Origin of the sequence: Fulvivirga imtechensis AK7, assembly GCF_000331535.1 — a bacterium.
GTDB lineage: Bacteria > Bacteroidota > Bacteroidia > Cytophagales > Cyclobacteriaceae > Fulvivirga > Fulvivirga imtechensis.
Window position 1 is genome coordinate 96,554 of the sequence record NZ_AMZN01000008.1, and the last position, 13,463, is coordinate 110,016.

The 13,463-nt window shown below is 43.5% G+C and carries 7 protein-coding genes; 5 read left to right on the forward strand and 2 right to left on the reverse strand.

Annotated features, from left to right (window positions below; translation table 11 throughout):
• Window position 1: 1 nt before the first annotated feature.
• From C900_RS03620 to C900_RS03630, 3 genes are all read left to right on the forward strand, one after another.
• Complete coding sequence (locus C900_RS03620; RefSeq protein ID WP_009578240.1) at window positions 2–2,077, forward strand: fibronectin type III domain-containing protein; 2,076 nt, start codon at window positions 2–4, stop codon at window positions 2,075–2,077.
• A 367-nt stretch (window positions 2,078–2,444) separates the two neighbouring features.
• Complete coding sequence (locus C900_RS03625) at window positions 2,445–6,482, forward strand: T9SS type A sorting domain-containing protein (RefSeq protein ID WP_185113949.1); 4,038 nt, start codon at window positions 2,445–2,447, stop codon at window positions 6,480–6,482.
• A 185-nt stretch (window positions 6,483–6,667) separates the two neighbouring features.
• Entirely contained in the window at window positions 6,668–11,083 is a 4,416-nt protein-coding gene (locus tag C900_RS03630) for a T9SS type A sorting domain-containing protein (protein WP_009578242.1), read from the forward strand.
• Between the two features lie 6 nt (window positions 11,084–11,089).
• Here the strand turns inward: C900_RS03630 and C900_RS03635 are convergent, their stop codons facing one another.
• A complete protein-coding gene (locus C900_RS03635) occupies window positions 11,090–11,668 on the reverse strand; it encodes a YceI family protein (protein ID WP_051052767.1) in 579 nt (192 codons plus the stop codon).
• A 202-nt stretch (window positions 11,669–11,870) separates the two neighbouring features.
• Here C900_RS03635 and C900_RS03640 point away from each other — a divergent pair, with 202 nt between their 5' ends.
• A complete protein-coding gene (locus C900_RS03640; RefSeq protein WP_009578244.1) occupies window positions 11,871–12,314 on the forward strand; it encodes an Hsp20/alpha crystallin family protein in 444 nt (147 codons plus the stop codon).
• Between the two features lie 217 nt (window positions 12,315–12,531).
• On the opposite strand, the gene C900_RS29690 is transcribed toward C900_RS03640, so the two are convergent.
• On the reverse strand, window positions 12,532–12,780 hold the full coding sequence (locus C900_RS29690; RefSeq protein WP_157493879.1) for a DUF2158 domain-containing protein: 249 nt from the start codon (window positions 12,778–12,780) through the stop codon (window positions 12,532–12,534).
• Window positions 12,781–13,107: 327 nt separating this feature from the next.
• Between C900_RS29690 and C900_RS03645 the strand changes: the two genes are divergently transcribed.
• Window positions 13,108–13,353, forward strand: coding sequence for a hypothetical protein (locus tag C900_RS03645; RefSeq protein WP_040495496.1), 246 nt, complete (start codon window positions 13,108–13,110; stop codon window positions 13,351–13,353).
• The last annotated feature ends 110 nt before the right edge of the window (window positions 13,354–13,463 follow it).

Below are 13,463 nucleotides of genomic sequence, written 5' to 3' on the forward strand. Positions count from 1 at the left end.
TGTGAAGAGGATTTTAGGATTAATAATATGGATAAGCACTATTGCTATTACTCAGGCACAGCAGAATAGTGAAGTGAAGGTGTTGGCAAGAGCACAGGAAGACGTAATACTCTTGCGATGGGCTCCTACAGATGCTATTTCGTGGGAGTATGGTAATAAATATGGATACACCATTGAACGTTATACCGTGATAAAGGACAGTGTCTTACTTAAACCTGCGGTGAAAATTCTACTTACCCCGGGAGGTATTAAACCAGAACCACCGGAAGTATGGGAGCCACGCATAGATCAGAATGACTATGCTGCTATTGCCGCTCAGGCTATCTATGGTGAAACCTTTGAGCTTACCGAAGATTATGCAAAAGATATAGTCCAGGTGATTAACAAGACAAAAGAATTGGAGCAGCGCTTTTCTTTTGCATTGTTTGCTGCAGATCAGTCTTTTAAAGTTGCTGAAATGTCTGGACTCGCTTTTGTAGACAAAAACGCCAGGGAGAATGAGAAATATATGTATAAAGTCATTTCTAATGTACCAGACTCAGTACAACAAATAACTCCCGGAACATTTTTTATCGGATTAATGGATCACGCACCCCTGCCTCAACCGATCGATCTGGAAGCAACTTTTGGAGACAGGATAGTAATGTTGAAATGGAATCGTGAGTTTTTTGAGCGGGTATACAATAGTTTCGTCATTGAGCGGTCTGATGATGGAGGTGGTACCTTCCGGCAAATCTCAAATCAGCCGTTAATAAATGCCTACACTGGAGATACTCCTGATGCCAGGTATTATTATAAAATGGATTCAATCCCCGAAAACCATATAAAGTATGTTTACCGGGTGAGAGGTATCAGTGCGTTCGGAGAGATCGGTCCTCCTTCGGAGACCATAGAAGGCGAAGGTTTTGAGCTTGTGAATGCTCAGGTGGGGATAACCGGACACGACATTGACGGAGCAAACAACGTGAGGATCAACTGGGGTTTTCGAGCAGAAAAAGAGACTGATATAAGAGGTTTTGAGGTACAGCGTTCTGGTAAACAATCAGGACCGTTTAATAATATTAACGAGGAGGAAATTCTACAACCAGGCACACGCTCTTATATCGATCAGCGCCCTCTGTCCACGGCTTATTATCGCATTGGTTTTGTGACTAAGTATAATGAACGGCGATATTCTCACCCATATCTGGTGCAGTTGGAAGATAGTATTCCACCGGCTATTCCGAAAGGAATATCAGCAGTGATCGATACATCCGGGATTATTAGCTTTACATGGATAGCCAACCAGGAGGAAGATCTACTCGGGTACCGGGTCTATCGTTCTAATTTTAAAAACTCGGAGTTCTCGCAGTTGACATCGTCACCGATTCGTATTAACAGTTTTCAAGATACTATTTCACTAAAGAACCTAACTGATAAGATCTACTACAGGATATCTGCCGTTGATAGCCGGTACAATGTATCAGAGATGTCTGACATTATTGAAGTGATTAAGCCAGATTTGATACCACCGGTACCACCGGTTTTTGAAAAGGTAGAAGCAAGTAGCGAGGGTATTACCATAAAATGGACTGGAAGCAGTAGTACGGATGTCAGTAAGTTGATTTTGTATAGACGACAAGCGAGGACAGATAATTGGGCAATAATCGCAGACTTAGCAGCAACAGACACTTTCTATGTCGATCGGAACCTCACCTCCGGGACGCGTTATGGGTATTTGCTTGTTGCCGTAGATGAGGCAGGTAATGAGTCTGATCCTTCCAAACCAGTAACATTAGCAGCTTTAGATCAGGTGCAGACGGGAAGATTTGTGAAGATAAATTCAAGAGTCAGCAGAGAAGAGAAGCTTGTCCGGGTTAGCTGGCAGTTCGAATCCGTTCAGGAGCCTTCTGCATATTTGATTTACCGTTCGGCCGAGGATGAACCCATAGCGCTTTATAGAAGGATTAACGGTAGTAGTAGGGAATTCATTGACAGAGAGTTGACGAATCATACTCAATATAAATATAGAATAAAGGCGGTTTTTAGTGATGGCAGAGAGAGTGGGTTTAGTGAAGAGGCTATGGTGAGGTATTAGTGAAATGAACGATAACAAGTTGAAGTATATAATTACCATTGTACTAATTTTTTTGGCCCTAGAGTCGTATTCGCAGTTATATCAGATAAATGTGGCTACCTGCTATGGGTGTGCGTCCGGAGCAAATCATTCTGAAACCTACAAGATAAGCATAAAAAACAGCACTAACACCCTTGATCTAGTTCCAAACTCTAATCCCTATAATACAACTCAAGAGATAACATGGAAACCCACTCAAATTGTTATTGAGTATAAATTTATGCAACTGTTTCCTACTCCAAGTATACTTTGTCAATTCAATGAAACTCTATCCGTAGTTAGTGACTGTTATTCGTATATCACAACGGTTAATTGTGGGTTTGGAGACTTGGAGATTAGTATTCAGCCAATAAATTTAACTTATCTATCTGGAACATCTCTGGCCACCAGTTACTGTGAAGACGAATCAATTACCTTAGTGGCGTCTTCGGGATATACCAACTACAAATGGCAATACCGGGAAGAGGGAGGTAGTTGGACAAATTTTACCCCTCCAGGCACAACTACAACAACCTTCGGCATTTCAAATATTTTTGGAGCCAATTATTCAAGCCATTTAAATAAAAATATCTACTTCCGATACTCTGTAGGAAATTGCGACCCAGAATCCGTAAATGCAGTCATAGGGCCCTATGTTTTTCGGCCGTTGGCTCCTAAGATAACTTCAGCTACTGCTACCGATATTCAATGCTTTGGCGACACGGATGCTATAATTACAATTAATAGTGTAAGTCGTGCACCTATAGCTGGTGAGACTTTTGAATATCAGTTATATAAACCAACCAATCACGATGAAGTGCTGTATAGTACTACCAGCACAACTATAAATGGTACTTTAGTGCCTGAAGGGATCACCAAAGGAAGCTATGATATTTTACTTGACCCTGGCATTGCCGGTTGCGGCACTCTGGAGTATTACACAATTGTCATTGATGGACCCGCTGATGCCATTACCACTGCCAATGCCGGAGATGACCAAACCACCTGTAGTAGTAGTGTTACGCTTACAGCAAATGCAGTCGACAGCGATGAAACGGGCTCATGGAGTACAGTTTCAGGTACAGGAACAATCTCTAGCTCTTCGAGTAGTACTACTACTGTCACTGAATTGGGAGTAGGTACCAACATCTTCCGCTGGACCATTGCTCAAGATTTTGGTTGTACAAGTACAGATGACGTAAAAATTACCAGATTGAATATTACGACAGCCAATGCAGGTGGTGATCAAAATGTTTGTAGTCCAACAGCTACGTTGAATGGCAATGCCCCCGGAACAGGAGAAAACGGCACATGGACAGTTATAAGTGGTTCGGGAGTTTTTAGTAATGCTAACTTGAGGAATACGCTTGTGACAGGATTGAGTGAAGGTGCCAACACTTTTCGTTGGATCATAAGAGATAATGGCAACACTTGTTCAAAGACAGACGATGTGACCATTACCTATATCAATGTAACTGCCGCGGCAGCCGGACTTGATCAAAAAGTGTGTAACACCGGTACAACCCTTGCCGCTAACGCTGTAAAAGCAGGTGAAACAGGCGAATGGAGTGTTGTAAATGGTGCGGGAACCTTTAGCGATAAAAACAGCCGCACCAGTTCGGTCTCAGGCTTGTCCATCGGAGTCAATACCTTCCGCTGGACTATTTCAGATAACACTGGTAGCTGTACATCTATCATGGATGATGTGGTCATTACAGTCAGCGATCTTTCAGTTTCGGAAGTGGCCTTAAAGAGAAAGGATCCCACCTGCTCATACAATAGTGATGGTGAGATTGTAGTAACTGGTACAGGCGGTGTAGGATTAGCCGGGAGTGATTATGAGTTTAATTTATCGAACGGTGATCAGCTTTTTGGTAATGATGGCGAAGAAATAATATTTCTGGGACTTTCTGCTGGTTTTTATACGGTCACCATAACCGATAGTGAATGTACAAGGGCATATAGTTCTCCTATTGAATTAAAGGCTCCGACTGCAATCGCTGTAGCATTTACAGAAATAGCTTCTATCACTTGTAAAAGCACTACAGACGGAGCCATAGATATGACACCATCCGGGGGCACTTCGCCATATACCTATTTATGGTCCAATGGAGCTACTACCGAAGATCTGGCAAATATAGGAGCCGGCACCTACTCCGTAGAGATCACCGATGCCAACGGCTGTACATTCAATGATAGCTACACCCTAACTGAACCATTTGAACTGCAAGCGACATCTTTCATTTCTGATTTTAATGGAAAAGGTGTAAGCTGCAACGGAGCTATAGATGGCTCTATAGATATCGATGTTACAGGAGGTACTGCGCCTTACACATATAACTGGTCTAACGGAGAGATTACAGAAGACCTTTCAGGTATCGGTACAGGTATTTATTCCGTGGAGATCACAGATGCTAACAATTGTATCACAACCATCAATAGTATTGAAATTACAGAACCTGAAGTGCTCTCATTAACGATAGATGATCAACTTAATGTGGATTGCAACGGCAATTCCACCGGTAGTATCACCTTGCTTTCAACAGGAGGTACCGAGGCACATGAATACAGCATCGATGGTGCCTCCACCTGGCAAACCACCAACACCTTCACCAATTTACCGGCAGGAGACTACACCGTAGACCTACGAGACGCCAACGGCTGCTCCACTTCAACCACAGCTACAATTGCAGAACCAACAGTACTGACAAGCAGCGTCTTTAATGTTATAAAATCCACCTGTGGCGAGGATAACGGCTCAGCGGAAGCCTCAGCATTGGGGGGAACAGTAGACTATAGCTATACCTGGCGGAACAGCCTCAATGAAGTGGTAAGCACATCATCAACGCTTACGAATGTCGGAGGTGGGATTTATATTGTAACGATCACCGATGCCAATGGCTGTAGTACTACCGGCCAGGCGAACATCAGCAGTGCGGACGGAGCACAGGTCACCTTTATGGATATTGTCAGCACCTCATGTTTTAATAGTAGCGATGGACAGGCTAGTATGAACATCACAGGTTCAGCTCCCTTTGATGTGGAATGGCAGAATGGAGAGACAGGCGAGGAGGCTACAGCCCTAAGCCCCGGAGATAATGTGGTGACCGTTACCGATGTGAACGGCTGTGTAGTAGTGGAAGTAGTGAACATTCCCTCTCCAACAGCTATCGACTATACCGTTACATCATCCATTCCCAGTTGTCATGATAGCTCCGATGGTAGCATAGAAGTGCAAGCCAGCGGAGGCTCTGGAGGATATAGCTATAGCTGGAATACCGGTAATACTGGCACCTCATTAGATAACATTACCAGCGGTACCTACAGCCTTACGATTACAGATGTGAATGGCTGTACATTGGATACGGAAATAGTTTTGGATGGAGTGGACCCGGTGTCACTACACATCGACAATACCACGCTGCCTACGTGTGTTGGAGGTGTGGATGGCAGCATCACAGTAAGTGCTGCAGGAGGTAATGGCGGCTACAGCTATAGCTGGGATACAGGGGAAACGGGAGCAGTGATAGACCAGATTTCAGCCGGTAGCTACGAAGTAACAGTTACCGATAGCAAAGGCTGCGTGGTAACACAAACAATAGATCTACCCGATCCTGCGCCTTTTACAATTGATATAGGCGATGAAGTAGAGATATGTACAGGCTCGTCATACGTCATTGCCTCTAATGTAGACAATGCAGTTTATTCCTGGACTTCAGATAACGGTTTTACAAGCGAAGATCAGAAAGTGACCTTATCAGAGCAAGGCATCTACAGCCTGCATGTAACCAATACAGATGGTTGTGAAGCAGAAGACAGCTTCACCCTTATTGTATCGGATGACCTGCTGAATGCGGACTTCCTGATGGCAACGGAAGCTTATGTGGGCGATACAGTGGTGATCATTGACATCAGTTGGCCTATCCCTGACGCCTTGACATGGCAGTTTCCGGCAGAAGCTACAATACTAATGGAGAACCAGGATTATGCAGAGGTTGTATTTGATATCCCTGGGACTTATGGCATAGATATGGAAGTGGCATTGGCTGATTGTCAGGACTTCTACTCCCAGTCGATCACTATCCTGGAAGGCAAACCGGATACAGGAGGTCGCCTCAGTGAAGGGGAGGAGCTGATCAGAAAGTTCATAGCCTATCCGAATCCTAGTGATGGAGAATTTTATGTACACGTTGAATTGGCATTTAAGGCATCTATTGAGGTGTCGCTTGTTGGCCTGAATGTTAACAAGGTTTTATATCAGTTAGAAGCCAGCGATGCTGAAGAGTACAATCTTAGCATCGATAAACCTGAATTATCCCAAGGAGTTTATTTTATCCGACTAAAAGTTGGCGGGAAATCGAGAGTAATCAGAAAAGTAATCAAATAGGCATCATGAAAAGGATAATTGTCTTTACTCTATTCGTTCTCTTAGTCAGTGTTAAATTATATTCTCAAACATATACTGTTACTGTATCAAATTTACTTTTAGATTGTAATGGGTGTATCCCTCCCTCGGGTAGCGGTTCATTTACTATTGGAGGGGTTACTAAAACTGTAATAAATGGAGGGTCAGTGAATTTTACTTTTACTGAACAGCCAAATGCATCATTCACTTTCAGCGGTTTTATGAACTGGGCTCCTACTGATGTTTGCAGGTTTGAGTGTGGAAGGGATTTTAGTGGCAACGGAATTATCAATTTCGGAGCCTCATCTGGTTGCACCAGCCAATTCTATTCCACTGGGCCGGTTACTCCGGGTATACGCCAATCAAATATGTCTTTTAATATTACCTGGAGTGTTGATGTGTCGCTTTCAGGAACGACAGGCTCCTATTGCGAGAGTGAGCAAGTGACTATTTCCAACGCAGTCGACTATGGTTTGACGTACAGTTGGAAATACCGTATAGGAGGAGGTAGTTGGAATTCATTTGCCACGCCCCCTGGGGCAGGTTCATCTATAACATTTGATGCAACGGATGTTTTTGGTTCAAATTCCAGTAATCTAACCAAAAACATCTACTTTCAATCTGCGGTGGGCAATTGCACGGATCAAATTGGTCCCTATGTATTCTACCCAGATCTCCCAGTTGTTACCTCCACTACAGTATCTGGAGTTGAATGTAAAGGTGACAGAGATTGGCAGATAGAAGTTACTGGCACTAGTAGGCCTCCGATGACAGGTGAAAGCTTTTCTTATGAGGTCCGTAGCTCTCCTGTGGTGGATCCATTAATTGATAATTTACATTTCAGTTCAACAACATCAACTTTGACTAGTATGTCTGTATCCGATGGTCTACCGGCTGATCAAACATATTATATCTTAGTGATCAGTAGTTTAGATTCTACACTCCAAGCCACAGGCTGTGGCACCCCTATTTTTGACTCTGTATATGTAGACGAGCCAAACACTGCTTTAATGATAACCCCTGCCCCGAATGATGAGAGTTGTCGAAGCAGCAATGACGGCAGTGTGACCATAAACGCAAGCGGGGGCTGGGGGTCGTATGAGTATAGTTTGGGATCCTCTGGCTATGGATCAGAAAATACTTTTACGGGCCTTTCATCTGGCACATACACGGCAGGTGTTCGGGATAGAGAAGGGTGTGAGAAAACTGTAGATGTTACAATTTCTCAACCGCCTGCAGAACTCTCTATAAGTGCCAACGGTACTGATGAAACCTGTCGCAGCGCCAATGATGGCACCATCACTATCACAGGTGCGAATGGCTGGGGTAGTTATGAATACAGGTTAAACTCAGGACTGTGGCAGTCAGGCGGAAGCTTTACAGGGCTTACGGCAGGTACTTACACAGCTCAGGTGCGTGATAGCGGAGGCTGTTCAAAATCAACAAGCGTGGTCATTGGCCAACCAGCAACAGAGCTTGCTATTGGCTATACTCATACTCATGAAATTTGCCGGGCTTCTAACAATGGAAGCATCAGCCTTACAGCATCAGGTGGCTGGGGTAGCTATGATTACCGTTTGAATTCCGGAACCTGGCAAACCGGGGGTGCCTTTACAGGCTTAGCGGCAGGTACTTACACTGCCCAGATAAGAGATAGCGGTGGTTGTATAAAGTCTGCGTCAGTTACCATCTCACAACCTTCTGTGGAGTTGGCGATGAGTACCACCATCCAAAATACCTGCAAAGGGACCAGTGAAGGAAGTATAACAGTAACTGCTTCAGGTGGGTGGCTAAACTATGAGTATTCAAAAGACAATGGAGCTACCTACCAAACCAGCAATATTTTTAGTAATCTTGGTGTCGGAAGTTATCAGGTGAGGGTGAGAGATAGCGGAGGATGTATCACCTCTGCACAGACTGTTACCATCTCGGAACCAGCTACGACCTTGTCTTTTACCACTTCAAAGCAGAATGTAGATTGCAGGAACAGTAGTACTGGTTCCATTACGGTTTCTGCTACCGGTAGCTGGGGTACCTATGAATACTCCAAGGATAATGGAGTTACCTACCAGGCATCAGCCATATTCTCGAACCTTATAGCCGATACCTATGCCATTAAGGTGAGAGATATAGAAGGTTGCGAGACATCATCTCAAACAGTCACGATCAATGAACCAACTACAGGTCTTAGCTTTAGTACTTCAAAAAGCCCAGTGACGTGCCAGGGAGATGACAATGGCAGTATTACCGTGATAGCCTCAGGGGGTTGGAGTAGTTATGAGTACTCAAAGGACAACGGAGCAACGTACCAGTCATCCAATATATTTAATAACCTTGTCCCCGGTCTGTATCAGGTTCGTGTAAGAGATGGAGAAGGGTGTGTTACAGCCAAAGAGGATATAATTATTAGCGAACCAACAGAACTGTTGAGCGTAAGTATCAGCCAAACAGATGTGATATGCAAAGGGGCAGCAGATGGAACTATTACATTAACTGGTGGTGGAGGTTGGGGAAGCTACAGTTACTCCATAGATGGAGGAACAACTTATCAAACGTCCGGCAACTTTGCAGCGCTGGTACCAGGAGACTACTCCGTGGTTGTACAAGACTTAGAAAGCTGTACTACAGCACCTCAGACTATCAGTGTTGCTGAGCCTTCGGAAAACCTTGCCGTTACAAATACGGTCACACACGTGACTTGTAAAGGTGCTGACAATGGAGTGATTGAACTAAATGCAACAGGAGGCTGGGGTAGTTATGAATATTCGATAGACGCCACCACCTGGCAAACCACCAACACCTTCATCAACCTACCAGCCGGAGACTACACCATAGACCTACGAGACGCTAACGGCTGCTCCACTTCAACCACAGCTACAATTACCGAACCTACAGTACTTACAGGTAGTGTTTTCAACGTAGTAAAATCTACCTGTGGGGAGGATAATGGCTCAGCGGAAGCCTCAGCCTCAGGGGGAACAGTAGACTATAGCTACACCTGGCGGAACAGCCTCAATGAAGTGGTAAGCACATCATCAACGCTTACGAATGTCGGAGGTGGGATTTATATTGTAACGATCACCGATGCCAATGGCTGTAGTACTACCGGCCAGGCGAACATCAGCAGTGCGGACGGAGCACAGGTCACGTTTACAGATATTGTCAGCACCTCATGTTTTAATAGTAGCGATGGACAGGCTAGTATGAACATCACAGGTTCAGCTCCCTTTGATGTGGAATGGCAGAATGGAGAGACAGGCGAGGAGGCTACAGCCCTAAGCCCCGGAGATAATGTGGTGACCGTTACCGATGTGAACGGCTGTGTAGTAGTGGAAGTAGTGAACATTCCTTCTCCAACAGCTATCGACTATACCGTTGCATCATCCATGATTCCCAGTTGTCATGATAGCTCCGATGGTAGCATAGCGGTACAAGCCAGCGGAGGCTCGGGAGGATACACTTATAGTTGGAGCACCGGTGATACCGGTACCTCATTAGATAATATCCCCAGCGGCACCTACAACCTTACAATTACTGATGCTAACGGCTGTGCATTGGATACCGAGGTGGTATTGGGGGGCTTAGATCCGGTGTCACTAACTATTGACAACACCACGCTGCCTACCTGCGTGGGTGATGCAGACGGAAGCATAACAGTAAGCGCTGCAGGAGGTAATGGAGGCTACAGCTATAGCTGGAACACCGGGACAACTGGAGCAGAGATAGATCAGCTTTCAGCGGGTAGCTACGAAGTAACAGTAACAGATAGCAAAGGCTGTACACTGACACAAAACATAGATTTACCCGATCCGGCTCCGTTCACTATAGATATAGGTAATGAGGTGGAGATCTGTACAGGGTCATCATATGTCATAGCCTCTGATGTAGATAATGCGATCTACTCCTGGACTTCAGATAATGGCTTTACGAGCACCGACCAGGAAGTAACACTATCAGAGCAGGGAACATACAACCTGCATGTAACCAATGCAGACGGCTGTGAAGCAGAAGACAGCTTCACTCTTATTGTATCGGATGATCTGCTGAATGCAGACTTCCTGATGACAACGGAAGCTTATGTGGGCGATACAGTGGTGATCATTGACATCAGTTGGCCTATCCCTGAAGCCTTGACATGGCAGTTTCCGGCAGAAGCTATAATACTAATGGAGAACCAGGATTATGCAGAGGTTGTATTTGACACACCTGGGACTTATGGCGTAGATATGGAAGTGGCATTGGCCGATTGTCAGGATTTTTATTCTCAGTCAATCACTATCCTCGAAGGCAAGCCGAATACAGGAGGTCGCCTCAGTGAAGGGGAGGAACTGATCAGGAAGTTCACAGCCTATCCCAATCCCAACGATGGGGAATTCAAAGCATTGGTAGAGTTGTCAATAGTACAAGATATAAGACTAACATTAGTGGATCTGGATGGCAACATAATAGTGTTTGACAGGAAGTATGGCCAAAGTGATACTTATGAGGTGGCTTTAGATCTGCCACGGCTAAGATCAGGCATTTATCTGCTTGGACTTCAAACAGGCGGAAAGTCTAAAACGCTGAGGTTAATGGTGAAGTAAGTAACTTTACTGCTTCACCAACTCCATTTTTATCACAATATCTACCTTTTCACCTACGATCAAGCCGCCATTATCCAGTGCATCGCTCCACTTAAGTCCGTAGTCAAAACGGTTAATGGAACCTCGGGCAGTGAACCCGGCCTTCTTTTTATCGCTGATCGAAACAATACCACCAAAATCCGTTTCTAAAGTTACTGGTTTTGTAATGTCCCTGATCGTAAGGTCTCCTGTTACTCTATACTTATTTTCTCCCACCTTTTTGAAGCTGGTACTCTTAAATTTTATTTCAGGAAACTTCTCAACATGGAAGAAATCTTCATCTTTCAGATGCTTGTCCCTCTCCAGGTTGTTGGTGGTAATACTTGCAGTTTCTATCGTGGCATTTACCTTGGCATCCTCAAAATCATTTTTTTTTGATATCAAAGTACCTGTATATGCAGTAAAAAGACCGCCAACTGAGGATACCGTGAGGTGTGAAACTTCAAACTGAACGGAGGAGTGCGTAGGATCAATGATCCATGTAGTCTGTGCTAAACAGAAGACGTTTAAACAGCTTAAAACCAATATTATAACTAAATTTTTCATAATAAATAGGATTTGGAGGTGTGTCAAATTGTCTTCTAATAAGATACGAAAAAAATCTAAAAGAACCTATGGGCAGCAAAATGCCATATTGACAGCGCTGGTTGCCAAAAATGACTCCTTAGCTGTTCAATAATTGGTTGGCATTTCCCTTGTAGGAGTGATATAAAAAATTGATCGTTTAACTTTTAAAAAGGAGGTTATTATGTCACTTATTAGGAGAAATGGCGATTTGTTTAATTTACCAAGTCTGTTTGACGATTTTTTTACCAGAGATTTTAACAGAGGTGGTTCAAGTTTTTCTTCCACAGGCACCTCGATTCCTGCGGTAAACATCAGAGAAACTAATGATGATTTTGAAGTTGAAATGGCTGCGCCAGGCATGACCAAAAAAGACTTCAGAATAGAACTGGATGGTACTCTTCTTACTATTTCTTCAGAGCGGGGAAGTGAAAGAGAAGAGAATGAAGGAAATTATAATAGAAGAGAATTTAGCTATCAATCATTCCAAAGATCATTTACATTACCAAAAGAAGTGGTGGATATCGACAAGATCAAAGCTAAATACGAAAACGGCATGTTGTACTTGAGAATTCCTAAACGTGAAGAAGCAAAACAAAAACCACCAAGAGTGATTGATATTTCTTAAATGTTAGTGCTGAAACGAATAAGATGTGCCTCAAAATGCCGCAATAAGCGTTTTGAGGCTTTTTTTTACAGAATCCTCGAATACCATACTAGCAATATAACAATCTGGACAGGCCGATGCTAGCCAGGCAGCAGGCTAAAGCAGTAGGCAAAGAAGTCATTACAACTCGCCCGGGAGTATTGAATGCAAGGATGTTTCACCTATCCGGGAGACTTGATCAGTATGTACAAGCCGTTTTTCTAACCCGTCTGACAGGTATTGGTTCATAAGCCTTTTGCAACGATCTCTGATGATAAATGGCTGTTCTGCGCCCCTCTATAGGATCGTACCAGACGCACCTTACTTTATGATTACTGAGCATAGGTCCTAAAAATGGCTTGTATTCAAGTACATAATTTAAAACTTCCATAACTGGTCCACCGGATCTTAATACTACACGATCACCCGGTTTAAATAATCGATTCATATTACCTCCTTTTTTTATACTCACATTCATCAAATCCAGAATACAAAGTAAGTGCCATGAAGAAGGTGCATGCCAGTGGGCCTTTCCAGAATGTCAAATTGACAGCAACAGGTAGTTAAAGATCATAAAGATATTTTTCTTATGATATCACTTCAGATACACTCCTGTTATGCCCTATTAATCAATACACTATAAAATGAGAGTATAATGCAGGATAGAAAAATAGAGTAAATTTCTGTCGAAAATTTGTGAGTACATTAAGGATGATCTCAAGAAATAGATTATCTTGCCTTTAAGTTTTACCCTAAAGTTACCATCTATTAACCTATGTTTTCTGAGACCGAATCAGACCTGTTAATGAACAAAGTGCAGCTCATCCTGGAGTCGCCTACAGAACGTGAAAAATATAAAAATCTAGAATCATCGGATGATAAGTTGTCTTTTTTGAGCAATCATTTCATTATGGATGATATGACCGTCAGGCTCATCAAGAGACGGTACCTGCTATCCGAAAAGTATAGAGAGGAACTGGTACAATCCATAGAGGATGTTATCAGGAAAATCGAGAGATAGTGAGAATATAGATCTTCTTTTATGGAACACATAGACGCCCCTGTCTATGTGTTGTTATGAACTAACTAGTACTACTTTGTCACATTCAACTAATTAGTAATCAGCGATTT